This window comes from Streptomyces sp. NPDC012935 (assembly GCF_042900345.1).
Lineage (GTDB): Bacteria > Actinomycetota > Actinomycetes > Streptomycetales > Streptomycetaceae > Streptomyces.
On the sequence record NZ_JBIBBC010000003.1, the window covers coordinates 612,250 to 634,715 of the forward strand.

Below are 22,466 nucleotides of genomic sequence, written 5' to 3' on the forward strand. Positions count from 1 at the left end.
GGTCAGCCGACCTTGCCCGGGTACAGGGTCTTCGCGATCTCCTCGACGGCGTCGGCGTTCTCGACCCCGGCGATGGTCGTCCGCTCGGACCCGATGCGCAGGAAGCGCCCCTCCTTGACGGCGTTCAGGCCCTTGGTGGCGGGGTTCGACTCCAGCCACTTGCGTGCCTCGTCGAAGGCCTTGCTGTTCGCGGCCTCACTCCCCCGGTTGCGCACGCCGAGCTGGATCCAGTCCGGGTTCTTGGCGATCACGTCCTCCCAGCCGACCTGCTTGTAGTCGCCGTCGCAGTCGGCGAAGACGTTGCGGGCCCCGGCGAGGGTGATGACCGCGTTGGCGACCTGACGGTTGCAGACGGCCATGGGCTGCTTCGTGCCGGCGTCGTAGTCGAAGAAGAAGTAGGTCGGCCGCTCGCTCTCGGGCGTGCCGCCCACCGCCTTGCGGACCGCGTCCACCTTCCGTTTCATCCCGTCGACGAGTTCCCGGGCCTTCGCGCTCGTCCCGGTGACGGCGCCGAGGGAGGTGATGTCGTCCTCGACGGCCGACAGGTCCGTGACCGGGCTCTTGCTCATGGCGGCGCACGCCGTGGACTTCAGGAAGGTGTGCTTGATGCCGGCTGCCCCGAACTCCTCCTCGGTGGGCGCGTCCCCCATGCCTGCGCCCATGTTCATCGAGGCGAAGGTGTCGATGTACAGGTCGGCGCCGGAGCCGAGGAGTTTCTCCTTGGGGATGACGGTGTCGCTCAGCACCTTCACCTGCTGCGCCCGCGCGTCCAGGTCACCGGGCAACGTGCCCTTGCCGGGCGGGAAGCCGGTGCCGATCACCTTGTCCCCGGCGCCCAGCCGCAGCAGCAGTTCCAGGCTGGAGGCGTTGCTGGTGACGATGTTCTCCGGGGCCGAACCGAAGGTGGTCTTGGCGCCCGTGCAGTCGGTGACGGTGACGGGGTAACCCGCGGAGTCGTCCTTGCCGGCAGCGGAGCTCGCCGTGTCGCCGCTCCCGCCGCCACAACCCGCCGCCAGTAGGCCGCCGACCACCGCGGCCGTCGTAGCCCGCCCCACACGAGAACGCATCGAAACTCCCCAGATCCACTAGTTGCACGGGCGGAACTCCGCCGCCCGATCCAGTAGTCGGGGCGGACCCGGTGTCAGTTCCCGGCAGCGGGAACCGACACCGGGTCCCCGGTCACGCAGCCACGACGGCCGGTTCGGCAACGGCCACGGCGTCAGCCGCGACGTGGACGTCGACCTGGACCTTGATCCCGAGTTCGACCTGGGCCTCGTCCGTGACCTCGGCCTCGGCCTCGGTCAACTGCTCGACGAGAGCCGCACGGGCGCGGGCCACGCGCGAGCGGACCGTCCCGACGGGGCAGTCGCTCATCTCGGCCGCCTCCGCGTAGGGCAGGCCCACCATCTGGGTCAGGACGAACGCCTCGCGGCGCTCGTCGGGCAGCGCGTCCAGCAGGTCGAGCAGAGCGATGCCGTCGTCGAAGCCCGGCAGGCCGGTCGGCTGGGCGCGTTCCGCCACCAGCGTCCAGTCGTCCGTGTCGCACAACCGCGGTCGGGCGGCGGCATACCGGTGACTGTCGATGACCGCGCGACGCGCGATGGACAGCAGCCACGCGCGCGCCGAGGAACGGCCCTCGAACCGGTGCAGACTGCCGAGCGCGCGCAGGAACGTGTCCTGGGCCAGGTCGTCGGCGGCCTGCGGATCGGCGGACAGATGCGCCACGTAGCGCACGACGTCACGGTGCAGCGAGCGCACGAAACGGTCCGTGGCGTCCGGGTCGCCACCACGGGCGGCCAGCGCCCATGCGGTCGTCGACTCGTCGCAGGGCGCCGTTCTGGAGCCTTTTGCTGCCTTCGTCTGGCTCACGCGGGTCGCGCGTGAGGAGGGCAGGGCAGGAGTGATCACCTGAGTCCTTCTCGGTATTCCGGACTCCGGCACGGCGGCCGACACGACGACGGCGAGCGCTGGGCGTCGCCGCCGGGTGCCAGGCCCGTGAGGCGTACGGCGTGCGGGCACTCCGTATGCGCGGTCCGTACCGGAGGAGTCCGGGGATGCGGGGACACGGCCGTACGGCAGGTACGGCCGAGGCCCGAGGCGCGGTCGGCGTCGACGCGTCGACGTCCGTGTCCGTACGGCCTCGGGGAACCGGCTGTCTCAGACGACAGCGATCCCCGCCGGAGGTCCCCGAGAGGTGATCGTGTGAACGAGCGGAAGCAGCCGCGGCGCCCGCTCGGAACGACCGCGGCGCGGACGCAGACGCGGACGGTGCGGCGGCAGGGGCAGAGCGAACGACAGCCGCAGCGGGGCGGCCAGCCATCCGGCGACGGCCCGCAGGATCCGGAACGCGGCACGCTCACCGTGCCCCAGCCACAGGCCGCACAGCAGCGCGGCGAGGGTATGGGCGGCGAACATGCCGAGCGAGGAGGTGCCGGCCATGTCGTGGCCCATCCCCATGTGGCCCGGGTCCATATGGCTCATGCCCATGTGGCCGGTGCCCATATGGGCGGCGGCCATGTTGTCCGTGGACGTGGAGCCCATGGAATCCATCGGCATGTGGTCCATGGAACCGGTGTGCGCGGGCATGGAGCCGGACATGGCGCCCATGGCACCCATGCCCTGCCCGACGCCGGCGGAGGACTGCGCGAACTCGAAGGCCGCGTGCAGCCCGCCCTGAGCGACGACCACGACGGACACGACCAGCGGGAGTCCCCGCTCGCGGTCCGCCAGGCACCAGCCCGCACCGCCCGTGACGGCGGCACCGGCGGCCAGGGTCCACCACGGAACCGCGGCGCCCGACATGAGCACGTGGCCGAGGGCAGCGAGCAGCACACAGACGGACGCGAACACCGCGGCCCGAATCGCGCGCACACACCACCCAGCAGTCATGACGGCCCTTATCCTCGCATCCGGGGCCCACTCGTCACGGGTGGGTACGCACAACACCCCCATCCCGCACTCAAGCCCAGATGAGTGATACAGGACACACCGCGAAGAGGGAACTGGGCACGCCCTCCGAGCGACAGTTGGGAGTGCGCGGCTCCCGGGGGCGTCCGTAGCCGCGGAGGTGCCCTCACCGCTGCTCGCCGGGGCGGGCCACCACCGCCTGCACCTCGATCCGGCCGCCGTGCTCGAAGTGGAGCGTGAACGGCACGTAGGTGCCCGTCCGCCACCTCGGTTCGGCTCGCAGCGTCACGTCCAGGCCGAAGGGTGACATGGCGAGGCCGCCGCCGGCCGGCACCCGGGCCGAGTCGACCGTCTCCGCAAACGCCATCCGGCCGCCGGTCATGCGGTGCCGGCTGAGAGCCAGGTCACCGTCGACGGCGGACGACGTCACCTTCAGCAGCCGGTCGTCCGCGCCCCCGGAGTTGGTGATCCGGAAGAACGCGGCGGTGTCGCGGACGTCGCCGTACGGCAGGAAGACCCGCCCGTCGGTGACCGCGATCCGCGCCGGGCTGCCCGCGTTGCCGGAGCCCACCCAAGTGGTCAGGCCGGCCAGGGCTACGCCGCACGCTGCGACGGGAGCGAGCGCGGCGATCAGACCTTCGGTGATCCGGCGACGGGTCGGACGCCAGGCCCGGGGGTCGGTCGTTCGTCCGGTCGTCGGCTCGATCGCCGGCTCGGCCGTTCGTCGGGCCGTGGGCACGCTCATCGGGTACGACCTCCACCGCTGACGGGGTTGCGGCCCCGGTCTCCGCCCCGCGCGCCCGCCCGCACCGGCGTCGGCGCCGGCTGCCAGGCCCGTAGCCGCAGGCTGTTGCCCACCACCAGCAGTGAGCTCACCGACATGGCCACCGCGGCGACCATCGGATTGAGCAGGCCGACCATGGCGAGCGGCACGGTCACCAGGTTGTAGCCGAAGGCCCACAGCAGGTTGGCGCGGATGGTGCCCAGGGTGCGCCGGGCGAGCCGGACCGCGTCCCCGAGGGCCTCGATGTCGCCGCGCACCAGGGTCACGTCGGCGGCTCCGATCGCGACGTCCGTGCCCGTGCCCATCGCGATGCCGAGGTCGGCACCGGCCAGCGCCGCCGCGTCGTTGACGCCGTCGCCGACGACCGCGACCCGGCGCCCCTGGGCCCGCAACTCCCGTACGAGGGCTGCCTTGTCCTCGGGTGTGCGGCGCGCGTGCACCTCCTCGATGCCGAGGGCGGACGCGACCGCTCCGGCCGGTGCCTCGTGGTCGCCGGTGGCGAGGACCGGGTGCACGCCGAGCCGCCGCAGCCGCTCCACGGCGCGGTAGCTGCCGGGCCGTACGACGTCCCCGATCTCGATCAGCGCCTGCGTCGCCCCGTCGACACGGACGAGCACGGGCGTGTGTGCGGCTGCCTCCGCCGCCGGCAGCGCCTGAGCCAGTGCCGCGGGCATCTCGCCGTCCGGCGCGAGGACCTCGACCAGCCGGCCCTCGACCCTGCCGCGCACGCCCCGGCCCGCCTCCGCACGGAAGTCGCGCACCTCGGGCAACGGCCCCTGCTCGGTCAGGGTCCTGCGCGCGTACGCGACGATCGCGCGGCCCAGCGGGTGTTCCGAGCCCTGCTCCACCGCACCGGCCAGCCGCAGCACGGCTTCCTTGCCGAGCCCGTCGGGCACGGTCGTCACACGGGTGACGCTCATGTGCCCGGAGGTCAGGGTGCCGGTCTTGTCGAGGACTACGGTGTCGATGTGCTGGAGCCCCTCCAGCGCCTGCGGGCCCCGGACCAGGACGCCGAGCTGCGCGCCGCGTCCGGTGGCGGCCATCAGCGCGGTCGGGGTCGCCAGGCCCAGCGCGCAGGGGCAGGCCACCACCAGGACGGCCACGCAGGCGGTGATCGCCGCCTGCGGATCGGCACCGGCACCGAGCCAGAACCCGAGCACGGTGGCGGCCAGCGCCAGCACCATGGGCACGAACACGCCGGCCACGGCGTCGGCCAGTCGCTGCGCCCGGGCCTTGCCGGCCTGCGCCTCGGCCACCAGCCCTGTGATGCGGGCGAGTTGGGTGTCGGCGCCCACGGCGGTGGCCCGTACCAGCAGCAGACCGCCCGCGTTGACGGCGCCGCCCACCACCGTCGAGCCGGGCCCCACCTCGACGGGCTCGCTCTCCCCGGTGACGAGCGACAGGTCCACGGCGGAGTTGCCCTCCGCCACCTCCCCGTCGGTGGCGACCCGCTCGCCGGGACGTACGACGAAGACCTGCCCGAGCGTCAACTCCTCGATGGCGACGATGCGTTCGGCGCCGTCCTCCTCGCGTACCGACACTTCCTTGGCGGCGAGCCGGGCGAGTGAGCGCAGTGCCGCGCCGGTGCCGTGGCGTGCCCGCGCCTCCAGGAACCGGCCGGCCAGCACGAACAGCGGGACGCCGACGGCCGCTTCGAGGTACACGTGCGCGACGCCGTCCGAGGCGGAGGGCAGCAGGCTGAACGGCATCCGCATCCCCGGCACACCGGCGCCACCGAGGAACAGGGCGTACGCCGACCAGGAGAAGGACGCCACGACCCCCAGGGACACCAGCGTGTCCATGGTCGCCGTCGAGTGCCGCAGGCCGCGCAGTGCCCGCACATGGAACGGCCAGGCACTCCACACCGCGACCGGCGCGGACAGCGCGAAGCACAGCCACTGCCAGTTACGGAACTGCCAGGCGGGCACCATCGACAGCACGAGCACCGGCACGGCGAGCAGCGCGGTGACCAGCAGCCGGTCACGCTCCGTGCGGACATCCTGGGACCCCGCGGACTCCTGCTCGCCCCGGCGCCCCTGCTCGTCCCGACGCTTCCGGCTCCTCGGTGGTTCGGGCAGCGCGGCCGTGTATCCGGCCTGTTCGACGGTGGCCACGAGTTCCTCGGGGCGGACGTCCGGCGGATGGCTCACGCGGGCGCGCCCGGTGGCCAGATTGACCGTGGCGCTCACGCCCTCCAGCTTGGCGAGTTTCTTCTCCACCCGCCGCACACAGGCCGCGCAGGTCATCCCGCCGACGGTGAGGTCCGTGGTGGTCATCGGGGGTGCCGGTTCGGTGGCCATCAGCCGCCGCTCCCGTGCCGCATGTCCATGTCCCCCATGTCCATGTCCCCGGAGTCCGTGCCGCCGCCGTCACCACTCGTCCCGGAGCGGTGCATGCCGGGTGCGACGGGCCCGGTGGCGGCTCCGACGGCGTACGACGCCGTGAAGATCAAGGCGAGCAGCAGCAGAAACCCGCAGAGGGCGGGTGGTGGCACAAACTTGCGTGGTTCTTTCATCACCGGCCTCCTGAGGTGCGTTCCGCTTCAGGAGTCGGGCCCGCGGGGCAGGGAGTTCCCGGCCCTTTGGTGCTTCACCTCGTACGGATGTCTCGGCAGCCCTCGTCTCAGGAAGCGCCGCCCCGACGGCTCCTGAACCACCACGCCCCCGCGCCGAGCAGGACGACGGCCGCGCCGATGCCGATGGGCAGGGCCACCGGCGTGCCGTCGTCGCCTTCCGCGTCGTCGGCAGCGGCCTGAGCCGACGGGGAGGACGGTGCCCCGGTCGAGGGTGCGGGCGCCGCCGGCTCCTCGGTGGTCGGCTCCTCGCTGGGCGTGGGGCTGACGACCTTCGCGCCAGGGGCGGCGGCCTTCAGATCGAGGCGGGGGGCGGGGTGGCCGTGCCCGTGGCCGTCGCCGCCGCTCTCTTCGTCCAGCTCGATCCAGCGGTCCACATGGCCGTCGCTGTAGCTCTGCAGGGTCTTGAACACCAGCGACCCGGCGTCGGGCAGTTGTCGTACGGTGACGACGTACTCCGCGTCCTCACCGACCGCGAGCTTGGCCCCGGAGACGGTGTAGCCCCGGCTGGTGGGGGCGAACTTCCAGCCCTTGGGACCTTCCTTGAAGGTGATGTCGGCCGGGGCGATGCCCTCGGGGAGGATCACCTCGAGCTTGCTGATCCCGGCGGAGGCGGACTCCGACTCCGCGGTGAAGGTCAGGGCGACATTCTGGTCGAGTGCCCGGGCACCCTCCGCCTCCACCTCGGTGTGCGCCGCGGCCGGTCCCGCGAAGGTCACGGCGACCGCGAGAGCGATCGCGGTCAGGGCGCCGGTGCGGTACAGGCGTTGGGTCAGCAGGGTGGGGCGGGGCACGTGCGACTCCCTCGTACCGGTGATGTGGTCGCTGCATTCAAGCGCAGGGGACGGCTCAGCGCGAGGGGCCCTCGTCGGGAGGGTTGCGGAGGCAGGAGGCGACGACCACGAAGGGCCACAGGGACTGAATGGCCGTCACAAGGCGCTCGGCGACGCCCGCGGGACCGTCCTGGTGCATCTCGATCATGAACCAGGCCGCGCTGACGAGCATCAATGCGGTCGCCGTGAGGGCGGGCACGGGCCGCAGTGCCCACGGTGCGGCGACGCGGTGATCTGCGGCCAGTACGGGCCACAGCGCGAGGAGGGCGAAGCCGATCCCGACGGCCGCACCGTGGCGCAGTGATCCCCCACTGCTCGGCGGCGGGATCATCGCGACCACCACCGCCGCCACGCCACCGGCACCCAGCGCAACCCGCCCGGGAAGGGCAGCCGGCCGCAGTCCCCAGGCGGTGACGAAATGGCATACGCCCAGGACGGCCAGGGCCGCGGTCATCACCCAGAACCCCGCGGCGCCGTAGGCCGCCAGGACGCTGATGGTCTGGGTGGCGGGGTCGTACCGGGGTCCTTCGAGCAGCGCCGCGATCGTCCAGCCCGCGATCAGCACGAGCGGCGCACACCCCGACGACAACACGGCCCATCTAGGGACAAGTCGCATCAAACCACCGTAGAACGCCCCCTCGGCTCGCTCACCGCGCACACGCAGAAGACGGACACCATGACGCCCTCGGAAGCGAACGGACCTGCGCCTTTCGAACGAAACGACCGCAAACGCCAGCCCACGCCACCCCTTCCGGCGCATAGAAATATCCACCAGCATGAAGGGCCCTGCCCGGGGCGGCAGGGTCGGCGAGTGCTGGGGATGGGACAGACATGCAGCGCACCATGGGGAAGCAGGCCGTCGAGTGGCTGGCCGCGGCCGCCGCGGATCCTCGGGCGTGCAAGCAGCAGTGGGACGACGGTGCCGAGGCGGTGCTGCTGGAGGCCGGACGGCTCTGGGACGTGCTCAGCGTCCCCGAACACCTCGGCCTGAGCGCCCTGGATCTGCTCAGACGGACGCAGCCCCGGGCCTGCGGCCCCGTCCTGGTGAACTGCGGGGCGCGCAGGGTCGGCTTCTTCCTCCCGCCCGACCCCGCGGCCGAGTGGGTCGGGCCGGGCGTGCGCCATGTCGGCAGGGGGGCGTGGGTCGCCGTACCGCCGCCGTACCTGCGCGCCGGCTGGCGCCTGGAGTGGCTGCTGCCACCCGATGGGACCGGCGCCCTGTACGACCCCGACATCGTGGGGCCGGCCCTGCGCGAGGCGGGCCGGTCGGTCAGCGACCCGGCGCGGGTCAGTCGTCCGTACGCGGGGCGGCCACGCTGACGCGTCCGTTGCTCCCGCTCCACTCCCACAGCCCCACCGGTCCGGGCAGGCCCCGGGGGACGACGACGGCCGGTACGCGCTCGGCCGACTCGACGTGCTGTTCACCCGCCGCTTCGGCGCCGACTGCCCGGGCCAGTCCGCTGAACCGGCCGACCGTCCAGGAGGTGACGGCCTGCTCCTGGCCGCGGGCCGTGGCCAGGGAGTCCCACCGTGTGGCATGGCGCCGGGGCACGGCTCGGCCGTTGGCCTGCCACTCCGCGACCAGCGCGGCGTAGATCGACGGCTGGCCCCGGACGCCGGTGACCGGTACGACGTACGACACGGGTGCGGCGTCGCCTCCGAGGAATCGCCGCGCCGTCTCAGTGCTGTCCATGCCGGGGCCAACGCCGAGGCGTGCGCCGGTGGTACGCCTGCCGCGCCCGCTACCACCCAGTCGGGTGAGCACATCCCCCGGATGGAGCCATGGTGTGGCGACCTCTACCGCCCTGACACCGTCCGGCGCCGTCCTCCCACGATCCCGCAGTGTCCGTCGCGGGAGACCGTCCGGCCCCGCCGGACACCGTTCGCCTCGATCGAGACAGGAGCCGCTCGTCCATGGACCGGAACGACAGTGACGACACCGCCGACTGCCCGCTGTGCGCCGCACTGCACGAGGCGGGCCTGCCGCCGACGGCGCAGCCGTCCGGATCGCCCGGGCGACGGCGTGACCCGTACGTCTCGGGCGCGCAGTACGAGGGCGACGACTGGTGAGGGCGGGACGGCTCAGCCCTCGCCCGGGAGCGGGGAGCGCTCGTGCAGCTGTGCGGCGAGTACGGCGACGTCGTCCTCGGCATTCGCGGCGTCGAGGCGGGCGAGCACCGTGTCGATGACGCCCTCCACGCCGACGGCGGACTCGAAGCCGACGCCGGCCAGCCGGCCCAGGGAGTGGTCGATGTCCTCGCCGCGATGCTCGACGAGCCCGTCGGTGAACAGCAGCAGGGTCTGGGCCGGCGAAAGCTTGTAGGTGGCCGGCTCGTAACCGCCGAGGCCCGTGCCCAGGGGCGGGCCGACCGGCACCGGCAGCAGTGAGGTGCGCCCCTCCCCGTCGATCACGGCCGGGGGCAGATGTCCGGCGCTGGCCAGGGTCACCTGGCCCCGGTTGGGGTCGAGGCGCGCGATCAGACACGTGGCCGGCCGGCGCTCCGGCTCCGCGGCGGCGATGTCGTCGAGCTGGCGCAGCACGCGATGCGGCGGCAGGTCGGCCGAGGCGATGTAGCGCAGGGCGGAGCGGTAGGCGGTCATGTCCACGGCGGCCTCCAGGCCGTGCCCCATGACGTCGCCGACGACGAGCAGCGTCCTGCCGAAGTGCAGGCGGACGGTCTCGCACCAGTCGCCGCCGACGAGGGCGCTCTGGCCGACCGGCATGTACCGGATGGCGACGTTCAGGTTCGGGTGCGGTCGGCCCGGTTCGGCGAGCAGGGCCCGCTGGAGCTTGCCGACGATGCCCTTGACCCGCTCGTGCTCCCGGGCGTGCCGGATGTGGGAGGCGGCGCGTTCGGCGAGGAGTGCGAGGAACTCCTCTTCCGTCCGGGTGAAGGGTGCCCGGTCGCGGGCACAGACCAGCATGCCGTATCGGAGCCCGTCGCTGACCAGGGGGACACAGAGCACGGGCCGGGGGCCGCCGGACGGCAGGGATGCGGCCCCGCGCCCGCCCGGGCCGGTCGCGTCCTGTACGGCCCCCCTGGCCGCGGCCATGGCCCACTGGATGTCGGGCAGCACCGCCGCGTCTCCGTGGAGGGCCGCGTACCAAGCACCGGCTGCAGCCCCGCCCCGTAGGACCGCAGCCGTGCCGCCCGTCTGGGCGGCCGCCTCCCGGGTCAGCTCGGCATAGGTGACGTCCTCTTCCAGCGTGGTGCCGATCCGCGTCACAGCCGCGCGCAGCTCAGACAGCCGGGACGGTATGCCGGGGCCCTGCTCGGGTACGCCGGGGGACGCGACGGGCTCCGCCGTCGCCGGTCTGTGAAATGTCTGGAACCAGCGCACCACACCAAACACTCTAAAAGAGTGACAAACCCACACAGGTGACGCACAGGTTACCGAGCGCCCGCCACCCGCCCAACAGGAATGGGCGCCTGGCCGCAACCGGCGGACGCAGGGGCGCACGCACCGCATATATCTGCCGGTTTGATGCGCGGGCGCTCGCCCCATACGGGGAATTGAGCCCCCGGCGTATGGCCGCGACCCCGGGCAGCCGGTGCACTGAGGCCTCCACCTCTCGGTCGTCTGCGCACCTCAAGGAGGCTTTACATGGCACTCACGCAGTGGACGAGGTCAATGGAGTGGCTGGCTGCGGCATCGGAGGACCCCGGCGCCTGCAAACAGGAGTGGCAGAACGGCAGCACCGGCGTCACGCTCCTGGCCGCCGGACGGTTCTGGGACGTGCTGATCGTGCCGGAGGACCTCGGGCTGCGTGTCGCCGACCTGCTGGACGAGCTGCCCCTGCTCGACCGCGGCCCGTGTCTGCTGGACACCCGACGACGTCACGTGGGCTTCCTGCTGCCTCCGGAGCCGCAGACCATGTGGATCGGCACCGGAGTGCGCCTCCTCGGCGCGGGCACCTGGATCACCGCTCCCGCGCCGCACTGCCGCTGGGGCTCGCTGCGCTGGCTCGTCCCGCCGGACGGCTCCGGCACCCTGAACATGCCGGAGATCCTGGAGGTGGCCCTCCAGCGCTGCGCAGCCGAGCTGTCCCGCCGACAGGGGCTGTGCACGCCCGCCGCCGGACACGGTGAGATCGCGCCGGAGGCCGGCGAGGAGAACAGGCCGCAGCTGGTACGCCAGCGCGCGACAGCGGCACGCCTGAGAGCGTGAGCGGGCACCCTGGGGCAGACCAGAGCCCGCCACCGGGGACGCATAGTCTCTGAGTGGGCTCCGGGGAGGCCGGGGCTCCACAAACGGGAACAGAGGGCAGCTCCCATGGTGACAGCGCGCCGGTTTCCGCTCGGCTCCGCGACCACGCTCACGGAGCTGGAGGATCACCCCCACCGCCGGCTGGCCCTGCTGCGCGCCCACGAACCGGTTTCGTGGGTTCCCGCGCTGGGCGGCTGGCTGGTCACCCGGCGTGATCTCGCACTGCGCGTGATGCGCGACGCAGCGACCTTCACGGTCGACGACCCCCGCTTCTCCACCGCCCAGGTGGTCGGACCGAGCATGCTCTCCCTGGAGGGCGCCGAGCACAAGCGGCACCGCGCCCCCTTCACCGACCCGTTCCGCACGCAGGATGTGCACGACCGGTTCACCGGGTTCGTGGAACAGGAAGCCGCCCGGCTCGTGGAAGGCATCAGGCCGCGTGGCAGCGCCGAACTGCGCCGGGAGGTGGCCGGGCCCTTGGCCGTCGCCGTCGTCGCCGAGTCCCTGGGGTTGGTCGACGCGGACGCCGAGGCGGTGCTGTCCTGGTACGACGCCATCGTGAGCGCGGTCTCCGACCTCACCGCCGGGCTGCCGGCGGACCCCGCGGGGGCGGTGGCATTCGACCAGCTACGGGGCAGCGTCGAGGCGACGGTCGTGGCGGGAAGCGGTGCGTCGCTGCTCGTCGCGGCGGCCGAGAGCAAGCGCCTGACGCTGCCGGAGGTGGTCGCCAACGCCGCGGTGCTGATGTTCGGCGGTATTGAGACGACCGAGGGCATGATCGCCAACGTCGTACTGCACTTGCTGGCACATCCTGATCAACTCGCCCTGGTGCGTGCCGATCCGGATTTGGCCGACGCGGCGATCGAGGAGTCGCTCCGCCTGGAACCCGCGGCGGCGGTCGTGGACCGCTACGCCACCGCCGACGTGACGATCGGCGGCGCCGACGTGCGGCGCGGTGATCTGGTCGTCGTCTCGCTCGCCGGCGCGAACCGCGACCCCGCGGTCTTCCAGGACCCCGACCGTTTCGACCTGCGGCGGGACAACTCCCGCCTGCAGCTGGCCTTCGCGCACGGCCCGCACTTCTGCTTGGGCGCCCACCTCGCCCGGCTGGAGACCCGCGCCTGCCTCCTGGCACTGCTCGACCGTCTCCCCGGCCTGCGGCTCGATCCCCTCTCGTCCACCGCGGCCGGCGGCCTGGTCTTCCGCAAGCCCCCGGCCCTGCGGGTCTGCTGGGACGTGCCCGCGCAGCGCTGACTCGACGCCGGGGCACTCCCTTTTCCCGACATGGCGATCAGGGCTTTCGGTCGCACGAGGGACCGCTGAGCAACTGTGCGCCTGCTCACCTATGCGCCGCGACGGACCCGGGCGGCCTTGCGGGCTTCGGCAATCTGGCGGGCCTCGGCGGACCGGCGGGACTCGCCACCGCCGGTCCGCCCGGGGCGTGTTCCCATACCGCGGAAGGGGGCACCCCCACGCTTCGGGCGCTCCGCGCCCGGCCCGCTGCCGGCGACGGGGACCTCGGAGGGAGCCTGGGCCCCGGTGATGCGGCTCAGCTCGGCCTCGCCGGAGCGGACCTGCGTGATCTGCGGCCGGATGCCCGCGTCGGACATGAGACGGGCCATGTCACGACGTTGGTTGGGCAGGACCAGTGTGACGACCCTGCCGGACTCGCCGGCGCGGGCGGTGCGGCCACCTCGGTGCAGGTAGTCCTTGTGGTCGCCGGGCGGATCGACGTTGACGACGAGATCGAGGTCGTCGACGTGAATGCCCCGGGCCGCGACGTTGGTGGCCACCAGCGTCGTGACATCACCGGTCTTGAACTGTGCCAGGATGCGGTTGCGCTGGGGCTGCGACTTGCCGCCGTGCAGGGCCCCGGCCTTTACGCCGCTGCTCAGCAGGTGCTTGGTGAACTGGTCGACAGCATGCTTGGTGTCCAGGAACATGATCACGCGCCCGTCGCGGGCGGCGATCTCGGTGGCGGTGGCGTACTTGTCGGCCCCGTGCACCTGCAGCACGTGATGTTCCATCGTGGTGACCGCGCCCGCCGACGGGTCGACCGAGTGGACCACCGGGTCGTGGAGGTAGCGACGGACCAGGAGGTCGATGTTGCGGTCCAGCGTGGCCGAGAACAGCATGCGCTGACCGTCGGGACGTACCTGGTCCAGCAGTTCGGTGACCTGCGGCATGAAGCCCATGTCCGCCATCTGGTCGGCCTCGTCCAGGACGGTGATGTTCACCCGGTCCAGGCGGCAGTCCTTGCGCTCGACGAGATCCGCGAGGCGGCCAGGAGTCGCGACGACCACTTCAGCCCCGGCACGCAGTGCGCCGGCCTGCCTGCCGATCGACATGCCGCCGACCACGGTGGCCATCCGCAGCTTCAGCAACCGGGCGTACGGGGCGAGCTCATCGGTGACCTGCTGGGCCAGCTCGCGCGTGGGGGCGAGGACCAGGGCCAGCGGCTTCCGCGACTCGGCACGCCGGCCGGCCGTGCGCACGAGGAGCGCCAGGCCGAAGGCGAGCGTCTTGCCCGAGCCGGTGCGCGCACGCCCCAGCACATCGCGCCCTGCGAGGGAGTTCGGCAACGTGGTCGCCTGGATCGGGAAGGGCTCGTTCAGGCCGCGGCTGGTGAGCATCTCCAGCAGCTCGACGGGCATGTCCAGTTCACCGAAGGTCGCTGCGGCGGGGAGGGCCGGGGTGACGGTGACCGGCAGCGCGAACTCCCCCTGTGAAGCGGAGGAACGGCGCCCGGTGCCGCCTGGACTGCCGCCGGGGCGGCGCTGACCCCGTGGCTGGAAACGGTCGTTCGTGCTGGCTGAACGGCTCAAGGAGAACCTTCCTCAACAGGGCACGCACCAAGAAATTCCCGACAGGAATGAGCCGGGAAATTGCAAGAACGAGCCGAATGCAAATCCAAAAAAGAACTCCAGCGCAATGCCGGAAAAATTAAGCTGAGGCCGCGCCGCAAGGCGTGACCTCAGCCATCACATACGTTTCGACGTCAGGCAGGAGTGATGTTCTCCGCCTGCGGGCCCTTCTGGCCCTGCGTGACGTCGAAGTTCACCTTCTGACCTTCCTGGAGCTCACGGAATCCCTGGGCGGCGATGTTCGAGTAGTGGGCGAAGACGTCCGGGCCGCCGCCGTCCTGCTCGATGAAACCGAAGCCCTTTTCCGCGTTGAACCACTTGACGGTGCCGGTAGCCATGTCATTTCTCCTTTGGGGGCAGTACCCGGGGACCTACGCCGTGCGAACCCCTGCGGTGCCAAATTAGCCCCGTCCGGATAAGCACCTGAAGTTTCGGGAACTACAACTGCAACTCTCCTCAAGTTTAGCACGGTACACACATCCGCATTACTCGAGGAAAGTAAATCCCGCTGCGCTGGGCGGCCCGGCCACGGCCGTCGCAGGCGTACCCGTCCCGGCCGGGCACGTCCTTGCTGGCGACGGGCGGCGATCGCCACCCGGCAGATCCAGGTACGTACCGCGCATGGCGCCCCATGATCAACCTCTCGGGGCTCTGACGGCGCACGACTACCGGCGCGCTCCAGCCTCATTCGGTGATCGACTGCCACTTCACGCCCTGTCACGATGCGCGGCGGCAAAGGAAACTTACTCCCATGAGCCCCGTGCCGGAATTCACATTGCCACCCTTCTACTGCCCCTTGCCGGCGGCGTGCAGTCCGCTCACCGGATCAGCGGGAGACCACGCACTGGCGTGGCTTTCCTCCTACGGGTTCTGCGACGACCCCGCAACACAGGCACGAATTCACGACGCCCAGGTTCACCGGCTGCTGGGCCTGATGGTTCCCCAGGCGGAGAACGAAGAAGTGTTCCGGACCCTGACGTGCTTCGCCAACCTGGTACTGCTCGCGGAAGACCTCCTCTTCGACAGCGCGCATGCCACCGGTGGGCTCAGCGGGATCATCGAACAGGCCGGCAGGGTCATGCGGGTGATGGAATCACCCGGCTACCGGGCGACCCCTGCGGACACCCCCTACGAGCTGGCCCTCATCGATGTGATGGCGCGGCTGAGGGCCGAGAGCTCTCCGGCGAGAATCGGCAGGCTGACTCGTGAGATGAGGCGCTGTTTCGCGGGAGCCATCCGCGGCATCAACGCCCTTCAGCATCCCGGTGCGCTGACCGAGGACCAGTACGTCTCCATTCGTCTGGACGATGTCGCGGGCCATGTCGTCATCACCATCATCGAGATGTGCGGGGCCGAGCCGCTTGCCGAAGAGGTGTGGCAGTCGCCGGCGGTGCTGGCGTGCCTGGAGAGCGCCGGATTGATCGGCGCTCTCGACAACGACCTGTTCTCCTACCGCAAGGAATCCGTTCACGATCTGAACCTGATCAACGTCCTGCAGAGCACGCGCGGACTGACGCTCCAACAAGCCGTCACAGAAACGATGATGGTGCGTGACAGGGTCATGCAGCTGTTCCTGCGGCTCAGGGAAGATCTGCTGGCCTCCTCCTCAACGCCGCTGCGCTACCTGCTGGTGCAATTGGGCCAGGCTTTGCGCGGTCATGTGGAATGGGGATTGACGGCGCCGCGCCACACCATGGAAGACGTGAGCAGGACGGCTGCGGACGAAGCCGCCGCACCCGCCATCTGCTGGGCCGACAACCCGTCGAGCTCCGATGCCACCCCTCTTCCCTATCCGAGCATTTCCTGGTGGTGGGACCAGTCCGGACGGCCTCAGGGGGATTCCGTCCCGAGCAGGAGTGAGTAGAGCTTTCCCTCCAACCCGCCGGAGAGGTCGACGGTGACGGCCTTCTCCTGTGTGTATTCGTCCAGGGAGTGTTCACCGCTCTCCCGGCCGAGCCCGCTCTGCTTGCAGCCGCCCAGGGGGAAGTGGGGCGGGAGCGCGTACCAGTCGTTGATCCACACGACACCGGACTCCAGCTGCGCGGCTACGTCCAGGGCCGCTTGGTTGTCGCGGCTCCAGACACCCGCAGCCAGTCCGTATTGCGTACCGTTGGCGATCCGGACGGCTTCCTCGACCGTCCGGTACCGCATGACGGCCAGGACCGGGCCGAAGACCTCCTCGTGGGCGATCCTCATGTCGGCCGTGACGCCAGTGATGACGGTGGGCTCCACCCAGTGTCCGCGGGTGAACCGTGCACCGGAGGGGATCCTGCCGCCGTGTGCGATCCGGGCACCTTGGTCTCGGGCGCCCGTCACACAGGTAAGGACGTGGTCCCGCCTCTCCCGTGAGATGAGCGGTCCGATGTCCGTCAGGGGGTCCGACGGGTCCGAGATCCGCAGCGTCCGCATGCGTGCGATCAGTTGTTCCACGAACGCGTCGTGCAGAGCCTCGGGAAGCAGCAGCCGGCTCCCGGCCGCGCAGATCTGTCCCGAGTAGGCCATGCCGGCGAACAGGGCACCGTCCACCGCGGTCTTCACGTCGGCGTCCGCAAGGACGATGTTGGCCGACTTTCCGCCGAGTTCGAGGGTGAGGTGCTTGAAGTCACCCGCAGCGCGGCGCACCACGTCGCGGCCGACCTGAGTGGAGCCGGTGAAACTGATTTTGCGAACATGGGGGTGTTCGACGAGCCGTCCCCCGACCTCCGGACCGTCACCCGTGACGAGGTTGAGCACGCCCGGTGGGAGACCTGCGGCTGCGAGCTCACGGACGAGCTCGATCACGGTGAGCGGCGCCCGCTCGTCGGGCTTGATCACGATGGTGTTGCCCGCTGCCAGGGCGGGGGCGATCTTCCACGCGGCGTGCACCAGCGGGAAGTTCCACGGCACGATGCCGGCACAGACACCGATGGGCTCGCGGCGGATCAGTCCTGCTGCCAGGACGGGCGAGATCATCTCGCTGGGTCGCTCGAATCGGTATCGCTCCGCCAGGTCGGCCTGGTACCGGAGGTGGGCGAGGGATGTCCCGATGTGCAGTGCCTCCGCGAGGCGTACCGGAGCGCCGTTCTCCCTGACCTGCATCTCGACCAGTTCTTCCGAGCGCAGCGCCAGTCGATCGGCCGCCTGGCGCAGGACGGCCGCCCGCTCGCGGGGCGGTGTCTCGCGCCAACTCCCCTCCTCGTACGCCGCTTTCGCGGCCGCGACCGCCTGATCGGCGTGTTCGCGGCTGCCCTTGGCCATGGTGGCCACGACTTCCTCGGTTGCCGGATTGCGGATCTCGTAGCGGGCCGTGGTGTCGGTCCACTTCCCGTCGATGTGCATCAGGGCGTGCGGGAGGGCGTGCACGGGCGGGTCTCCTGTCCGGTCTGTTCTGTGTGAAGGGCGAATGGCCGCGGGTTCAGTCGAAGACGAGTACGGGTTTGACGACTTTGCCCGTGCGGCCTGCCTCAACGGCGTCCTCGACGCGGTGGAAGGGGAATCGCCGGACGAGCCGGTCGAAGGGGAACCGTCCCTGCTGCCACAGCGCGATGAGGTGAGGGACGAGATCGTGCGGGTCGGCATCCCCTTCGATCACCCCGGTCAGGGTCCGGCCCAGCAGGAGGTGACCCTGGTCGATGGTGACGTCGTTCTCCATGGCCTGCAGGCCCAGCGTCGCGCAGAGGCCCGGAGTGCGCAGAGCTTCCAGGGCTTGACGGACAACCGCGCCGGAGCCGACCGTGTCGACGGTGTAGTCCGCGCCGACACCGGTGATTTCGGCAAGGGACCAGCCGATGTCGTCCGTCGCGGCGGGGTCGAGAGTGTGGGTGCAGCCGAGGTCATCGCCTGTGTGACGGCGGAGTGGGTTGGGGTCTACGCCGATGATCGGATGACAGCCGGCCACCGCGGCAGCCATCACGGCGCTCAGTCCGACCGTGCCGAGTCCGAACACCGCGATGCTCTGACCGGGCCGTGGCCGCAGCACATGGAAGACGGTGCCGGCGCCGGTCAGCAGACCGCAGCCGAGGGGGCCGAGGATGTCGAGAGGCAAGCCCTCCGGGAGGGCACCCACGTTGATGGCGTTGCGGACGCTCGCGACGGCGTGGGTGCCGAAGGACGACTGGCCGAACCAGCTGCCGTGTACGGGACGGCCCTGCCGGCTCATGGTCGTCGTGCCGTCCAGTCGCGTTCCGGTGTAGTTCAGGGCCGCGGACAGGACGCAGTAGGCGGGGTGGCCCGTGGTGCACTGCCGGCAGGTCCGGCAGGCGTCGAAGCTCAGCACCACCTGGTCCCCGACGGCCAGTGTGCTCGCACCAGGCCCCGTCGCGACCACGGTCCCGGCGCCTTCGTGCCCGAGGACGAAGGGTGTCGGCAGTGGCACCGTGCCGGCCGCAGCCGTCCAGTCGGTGTGGCACACGCCCACTCCGGCCATGCGGACGAGGACTTCGTCCACGGCGAGGGGGCCGAGGTCCACAGGTTCGAGCGAGAACGGGTCGTTCGGGGCATATTGGAGCGCCACAGTCGCCTTCAACGGCCGGCCTTCCGGTCCTTGTCCGCGATCATCTCCTGGTAGAGCGGGAAGACGGGCTTGGCCAACGGCAGGAGCCGCAGAAGTTTGCTCACTGGTCCGCGTGCACGGACTTCCCCCGTGGCGAGGCCGACCGTGGCGTTGTACTCGCCGCGCCAGAAGCGGTCGCCGTTGTCGGCGGACATGGCGAGCCGTACGTCGGGGCGTACGTCTGTGTCACCTTCGATGACCTCGATCGCTTCCGACAGCAGCCGGACCGTCAGGATGGCCGCCGGACGCGTGTAGTCGATCCGGAAGGTGAGCCCCGAATTCCGTAGCAGCGGCCCCACGTCCGGATGGGAGTCCGCGAGGCGGAACACCCCGCCGAGATAGTGGTAGACCTCATTCGCGTCGTGGAAGTAGGGCATCATCGGCACCTCCTGAGGTAGCCCTCGAATGCCTCCCCGGCATCGGGCACCAGCGGCCAGCGGGTCGCCGCGGTCCGGAATTCGGAGAGGGTGAACCAGCCGGACCAGGTGATCTCTCTGGGGTCCGGCACGACTTCGTGGGTCACCACTGCCTCGTGAATGCCGAACCAGTACGGGCCGACGGCTCCCTGACAGATGAACTTGAAGACATGCCGCACCTCGGCCCGGACTCCCAGTTCCTCGCACAGCTCACGTGCCGCGGCCTGCGCGTACGTCTCCCCGGGCCTGACCGCTCCGGCGATCATCGGCGCGTACCGGCCGGCGAACCACCGTGCCTGACCGGGCCTCCGGTTCACCAGCACGCGCCCTTCCGCGTCCCGGCACACCACCCCGGCCACGCGGTGCAGCCAGCCCTCGCGCACGGCGTCGTCGCGCTGCACGATCCGCAGTACGCGGTCGTGGGCATCGACGTGCTCCACTTGCTCGTCCACGGCCGCCAGCCGCTCCGCTACCACCCCGCGACCCCTGGAACGGCGAGGTCCGTCAAGCGCTTGAGGCCGTCCTTGGCAGCGGGGTGGAAGGGCGCTGATTCAAGGATGGACAGGGCCTCCAGGCGGCGTTCCACCACCATGGCGCGGACCAAGTCCGGTGCCCCCGTCGCGGCGATCAGCGCACGTGCCTCCGCCAGTTCCTCCTCGCCGAGGGCGGGGTCACCGACGAGTTCGCGCAAGCGTTCCGCCTCGGCCGGCCGGGCGTGCTGCAGCGCCAACGCCAGTACCGCGGTCCGCTTGCCCTCGCGCACGTCGCTGCCGCTGGTGCCGGGGCGAGCTGCGTCCACGACCACGTCCTCGAGATCGTCGTACATCTGGAACGCCTCACCGAGCGGCCGGGCGTAGGCGGCGCAGGCATCGAGAACGTCCGGTCCCGCGCCGGCCAGCGCTGCACCGATCTGCAGCGGGCGCTCCACGGTGTACTTCGTGGTCTTGTAATGGATCACCCGTAGCGCGTCCTCCACGCTGTGGCTGTCGTCACCCGAGGCGAGCAGGTCGAGATACTGGCCGATGACCAGCTCGCAGCGCATGCGGTCCACCGTCTCCCGCACCACTGCCTGTGCGGGCCCGCCGCCGAGGTCTCCCAGCAGTTCGGCGGACCAGACCTCGCACAGGTCGCCGAGCAGTACGGCCGAGCTCTCACCGAACCACTCTGCGCGGTGGCTGGGCCCGTGCGCCGCGAACGCGTGATGGGCGGTGGGGCGGTCGTGCCTGCTGTCCGAGCCATCGATCAGGTCATCGTGCACGAGGGCGAACGTGTGGAAGAGCTCAAGGCCCGCCGCCGCCCGCAACACCTCGCTGTTCAAGGGCTCGTTGCCGACCGAACTCCAGCCCAGACAACAGTACAAAGGCCGGACTCTCTTTCCGCCGCCGTCGAGGAAATGCCGTAGCACAGCGAGCGGGGTTCCGATCAGCGGGCCGTCCGGACCGCCTGCCTTCCCGGCAAGGAAGTCATCAAGAACGGCGTTCACCGCGTCTCGGGTCTCAAGAACGTCGTACTGCTGCACAGCCGGGGTCGATGCAGTCATTGAACCTCTCAGGGGAGACAGCAGCGGGTGATCCCGACATACGGCATGCTCGAACCGCACCACCACAAACTGAATGGCCAACCAATCGCATAATCAACAGACGTGCGCTGGCGCGAACGGCAGCTCGGCGGTCAGGACCCCGGTGACCGCACGCAGCTCGACGCCTCGACGCGCCGGTTCGAGGGCGGGTTCTCGGTGACCCTGCGGGAAGGAAGCCGGAGCGGACGCCCTCTCGCCACGTGAGCCGTCGTCCGGGCCGGACGACCATGGGGAGGCGCGCGTTGGAGGTCGAAGAGGTGCGTCACTCCTACCGCCGGCGCCCGGTCCTGCGCGGAGTCGACCTACGTCTGCGGGCCGGAACGCTGACCGGGATCGTCGGGGAGAACGGGGCCGGCAAGTCCACTTTGTTGAAGATCCTCGCCGGTGAGCTCCGACCCTGCCATGGCACGGTCCGCCACCACGGCCGTTTCGGCTACTGCCCACAGCACGTCGTTCTCAACGACTCCTTGACGGTCCACCAGCATCTGAAGTTCTTCCAGTCGGCCTTCCGCCTTCCCGATGTGCGCCGCGCCGAGGAGATCATGAACGTCCTGGGCTTCGCCGAGTACGCGAACGAGCGGGCGAGGGCGCTCAGCGGCGGAACGCGACAGAAGCTGAACCTGACCTTGGCCCTCATGCACGATCCGCAGGTACTGCTGCTGGACGAGCCCTACCAGGGCTTCGACTGGGACACCTACCAGCGGTTCTGGGATCTCGCCGCCCGGCTGCGCACTGCCGGGCGCTCGATCCTGATCGTCTCTCACCTGGCGTACGACACCGAGCGCCTGGACGAGCTGTGGACCCTGGCGGGTGGCGTACTGCGTCCGCGGGCGGCGGGTACCACGTGAGGCATCACCTGGACCTGTTCGTCACAGCCACCCGCTACGCGCTCGTCGAACACGCCCTCAACCGGTTCGCGCTGGTCCTGGTCGCCCTCTTCCTGCCGGTCTGGACGAGTCTCACCTACCTGGCGATCCCCGACGCACCCGCACGAGTGCACCTTCAGGCCGCCGGCCGGTGGGTGGCTCCCCCGGGCAACGAGCTCACCGCCGTCAGCGGTGCCCTCAACGCGGTTACCCTGATCACCGGCTTCCTGATGTTCGCTGCGACGTTCGGCGGCAAGGGCTTCGACCGGCGTCTGGCCATGGCCGGCTACCCCCGCACGCACCTCGCGATCGCCAAGTTCGCGGCCCTGACCCTGGCCTCCGCAGCAGTGGCCGCGTACGCCGCCGTGGTGACCTGCCTGACCTGGACGCCCCGGCAACCGCTGCTCCTTGCCGCCGCCCTGTTCTGTGCGGCCATGACCTATGGCGTCCTCGGCGTCGGACTGGCATCCGTCCTGCACAGGGAGGTCGAGGGAATGTTCGCCATCGTGATGACCAGCATCATCGACCTTGCACTGCAGAATCCGGTCATGAGCTCCGGAGCCAACGACTCCGTCGTGCGCTACCTGCCTTCCTACGGTGCCGTGCAGGCCGCCACGGCAGCCGGCTTCGCCGACGTGGTCCCGCTCCGGGATCTGGCCATCCAGATCGGCTGGTTCACGGGGGCGGCCTTCATCGGCCTGATCGCCTTCCGCCATGGCACACCACCGGGACGGGCCCCAGCAGAAGGATCCCGGGCCGCAAAGGACGCGACGCCACCGCTACCCCCGGCCTGATCGTCACCGTGGATCGTCGGGCAGAGCCACTGCCGACTCGCCGAGCGTCTAACCGAGGAAGCTCAGTCGCAACTGCCGGTTCGGGTTGTCCCGGTTGGTGTCGGCCAACCT

General features: G+C 70.7%; 25 protein-coding genes. 8 read left to right on the forward strand and 17 right to left on the reverse strand.

The genetic code is table 11. The annotated features are described in order from the left end of the window. Positions 1–2 precede the first annotated feature (2 nt). From ACFY5C_RS11545 to ACFY5C_RS11580, 8 genes are all read right to left on the reverse strand, one after another. On the reverse strand, positions 3–1,067 hold the full coding sequence (locus tag ACFY5C_RS11545) for an ABC transporter substrate-binding protein (protein WP_389443251.1): 1,065 nt from the start codon (positions 1,065–1,067) through the stop codon (positions 3–5). Positions 1,068–1,179: 112 nt separating this feature from the next. Further along, positions 1,180–1,908 (reverse strand): sigma-70 family RNA polymerase sigma factor, encoded by a 729-nt coding sequence (locus ACFY5C_RS11550; protein WP_389443253.1) that lies wholly within the window; start codon positions 1,906–1,908, stop codon positions 1,180–1,182. A 249-nt stretch (positions 1,909–2,157) separates the two neighbouring features. Next, entirely contained in the window at positions 2,158–2,889 is a 732-nt protein-coding gene (locus ACFY5C_RS11555) for a hypothetical protein (protein ID WP_389443255.1), read from the reverse strand. A gap of 184 nt (positions 2,890–3,073) precedes the next feature. Then, positions 3,074–3,652: a copper chaperone PCu(A)C gene (locus ACFY5C_RS11560; RefSeq protein WP_389443257.1), complete on the reverse strand. Its 579-nt coding sequence runs from the start codon at positions 3,650–3,652 to the stop codon at positions 3,074–3,076. Then, positions 3,649–5,991: a heavy metal translocating P-type ATPase gene (locus tag ACFY5C_RS11565; RefSeq protein ID WP_389443259.1), complete on the reverse strand. Its 2,343-nt coding sequence runs from the start codon at positions 5,989–5,991 to the stop codon at positions 3,649–3,651. Before ACFY5C_RS11565 ends, ACFY5C_RS11560 begins: the two co-directional genes overlap by 4 nt. Then, on the reverse strand, positions 5,991–6,206 hold the full coding sequence (locus ACFY5C_RS11570) for a hypothetical protein (RefSeq protein ID WP_389443261.1): 216 nt from the start codon (positions 6,204–6,206) through the stop codon (positions 5,991–5,993). The genes ACFY5C_RS11565 and ACFY5C_RS11570 overlap by 1 nt, the downstream gene beginning before the upstream one ends. 107 nt (positions 6,207–6,313) lie before the next feature. Further along, positions 6,314–7,057, reverse strand: a complete 744-nt coding sequence (locus ACFY5C_RS11575) for a DUF1775 domain-containing protein (protein WP_389443263.1) — start codon at positions 7,055–7,057, stop codon at positions 6,314–6,316. A 55-nt stretch (positions 7,058–7,112) separates the two neighbouring features. Further along, complete coding sequence (locus tag ACFY5C_RS11580; protein ID WP_389443265.1) at positions 7,113–7,712, reverse strand: DUF998 domain-containing protein; 600 nt, start codon at positions 7,710–7,712, stop codon at positions 7,113–7,115. Positions 7,713–7,927: 215 nt separating this feature from the next. Here ACFY5C_RS11580 and ACFY5C_RS11585 point away from each other — a divergent pair, with 215 nt between their 5' ends. Then, positions 7,928–8,416, forward strand: coding sequence for a hypothetical protein (locus ACFY5C_RS11585; protein WP_389443267.1), 489 nt, complete (start codon positions 7,928–7,930; stop codon positions 8,414–8,416). Here ACFY5C_RS11585 and ACFY5C_RS11590 read toward each other — a convergent pair. Then, positions 8,385–8,789, reverse strand: coding sequence for a hypothetical protein (locus ACFY5C_RS11590; protein ID WP_389443269.1), 405 nt, complete (start codon positions 8,787–8,789; stop codon positions 8,385–8,387). The genes ACFY5C_RS11585 and ACFY5C_RS11590 overlap by 32 nt on opposite strands. A 221-nt stretch (positions 8,790–9,010) precedes the next feature. Between ACFY5C_RS11590 and ACFY5C_RS11595 the strand changes: the two genes are divergently transcribed. Then, positions 9,011–9,166, forward strand: coding sequence for a hypothetical protein (locus tag ACFY5C_RS11595; protein WP_389443271.1), 156 nt, complete (start codon positions 9,011–9,013; stop codon positions 9,164–9,166). 12 nt (positions 9,167–9,178) lie between these two features. On the opposite strand, the gene ACFY5C_RS11600 is transcribed toward ACFY5C_RS11595, so the two are convergent. Continuing rightward, positions 9,179–10,441, reverse strand: a complete 1,263-nt coding sequence (locus ACFY5C_RS11600) for a PP2C family protein-serine/threonine phosphatase (protein ID WP_389443273.1) — start codon at positions 10,439–10,441, stop codon at positions 9,179–9,181. 261 nt (positions 10,442–10,702) lie between these two features. Between ACFY5C_RS11600 and ACFY5C_RS11605 the strand changes: the two genes are divergently transcribed. Both ACFY5C_RS11605 and ACFY5C_RS11610 read left to right on the forward strand, forming a co-directional pair. Beyond that, positions 10,703–11,266, forward strand: coding sequence for a hypothetical protein (locus ACFY5C_RS11605; protein WP_389443275.1), 564 nt, complete (start codon positions 10,703–10,705; stop codon positions 11,264–11,266). A 105-nt stretch (positions 11,267–11,371) separates the two neighbouring features. Beyond that, a complete protein-coding gene (locus ACFY5C_RS11610) occupies positions 11,372–12,559 on the forward strand; it encodes a cytochrome P450 (protein WP_389443277.1) in 1,188 nt (395 codons plus the stop codon). 89 nt (positions 12,560–12,648) lie between these two features. Here the strand turns inward: ACFY5C_RS11610 and ACFY5C_RS11615 are convergent, their stop codons facing one another. After that, the gene (locus ACFY5C_RS11615) at positions 12,649–14,130 is read right to left on the reverse strand and encodes a DEAD/DEAH box helicase (RefSeq protein WP_389443279.1); all 1,482 of its coding nucleotides are present in this window, start codon (positions 14,128–14,130) and stop codon (positions 12,649–12,651) included. Between the two features lie 173 nt (positions 14,131–14,303). Then, positions 14,304–14,507, reverse strand: coding sequence for a cold-shock protein (locus ACFY5C_RS11620; RefSeq protein ID WP_062705208.1), 204 nt, complete (start codon positions 14,505–14,507; stop codon positions 14,304–14,306). Positions 14,508–14,920: 413 nt separating this feature from the next. Here ACFY5C_RS11620 and ACFY5C_RS11625 point away from each other — a divergent pair, with 413 nt between their 5' ends. Beyond that, a complete protein-coding gene (locus ACFY5C_RS11625; protein ID WP_389443281.1) occupies positions 14,921–16,033 on the forward strand; it encodes a terpene synthase family protein in 1,113 nt (370 codons plus the stop codon). On the opposite strand, the gene ACFY5C_RS11630 is transcribed toward ACFY5C_RS11625, so the two are convergent. The 5 genes from ACFY5C_RS11630 to ACFY5C_RS11650 are packed head-to-tail and all read right to left on the reverse strand — an operon-like array spanning position 16,000 to position 20,656. Then, the gene (locus ACFY5C_RS11630; protein WP_389443283.1) at positions 16,000–17,511 is read right to left on the reverse strand and encodes an aldehyde dehydrogenase family protein; all 1,512 of its coding nucleotides are present in this window, start codon (positions 17,509–17,511) and stop codon (positions 16,000–16,002) included. The two genes, ACFY5C_RS11625 and ACFY5C_RS11630, sit on opposite strands and share 34 nt — an antisense overlap. Before the next feature lie 52 nt (positions 17,512–17,563). Next, a complete protein-coding gene (locus tag ACFY5C_RS11635) occupies positions 17,564–18,661 on the reverse strand; it encodes an NAD(P)-dependent alcohol dehydrogenase (RefSeq protein WP_389443285.1) in 1,098 nt (365 codons plus the stop codon). 8 nt (positions 18,662–18,669) lie between these two features. Continuing rightward, positions 18,670–19,080, reverse strand: a complete 411-nt coding sequence (locus tag ACFY5C_RS11640) for a hypothetical protein (protein ID WP_389443287.1) — start codon at positions 19,078–19,080, stop codon at positions 18,670–18,672. Then, positions 19,077–19,568, reverse strand: coding sequence for an NUDIX domain-containing protein (locus ACFY5C_RS11645; protein WP_389443289.1), 492 nt, complete (start codon positions 19,566–19,568; stop codon positions 19,077–19,079). Before ACFY5C_RS11645 ends, ACFY5C_RS11640 begins: the two co-directional genes overlap by 4 nt. 17 nt (positions 19,569–19,585) lie before the next feature. After that, entirely contained in the window at positions 19,586–20,656 is a 1,071-nt protein-coding gene (locus tag ACFY5C_RS11650) for a polyprenyl synthetase family protein (protein WP_389443291.1), read from the reverse strand. Between the two features lie 102 nt (positions 20,657–20,758). Here ACFY5C_RS11650 and ACFY5C_RS11655 point away from each other — a divergent pair, with 102 nt between their 5' ends. Genes ACFY5C_RS11655 through ACFY5C_RS11665 form a run of 3 tightly spaced genes read left to right on the forward strand, consistent with a single transcriptional unit; the run spans position 20,759 to position 22,355 of the window. Then, on the forward strand, positions 20,759–20,899 hold the full coding sequence (locus ACFY5C_RS11655; RefSeq protein ID WP_389443293.1) for a hypothetical protein: 141 nt from the start codon (positions 20,759–20,761) through the stop codon (positions 20,897–20,899). Between the two features lie 23 nt (positions 20,900–20,922). Next, a complete protein-coding gene (locus ACFY5C_RS11660) occupies positions 20,923–21,543 on the forward strand; it encodes an ABC transporter ATP-binding protein (RefSeq protein ID WP_389443391.1) in 621 nt (206 codons plus the stop codon). Next, positions 21,540–22,355, forward strand: coding sequence for an ABC transporter permease (locus tag ACFY5C_RS11665; RefSeq protein ID WP_389443295.1), 816 nt, complete (start codon positions 21,540–21,542; stop codon positions 22,353–22,355). The genes ACFY5C_RS11660 and ACFY5C_RS11665 overlap by 4 nt, the downstream gene beginning before the upstream one ends. The last annotated feature ends 111 nt before the right edge of the window (positions 22,356–22,466 follow it).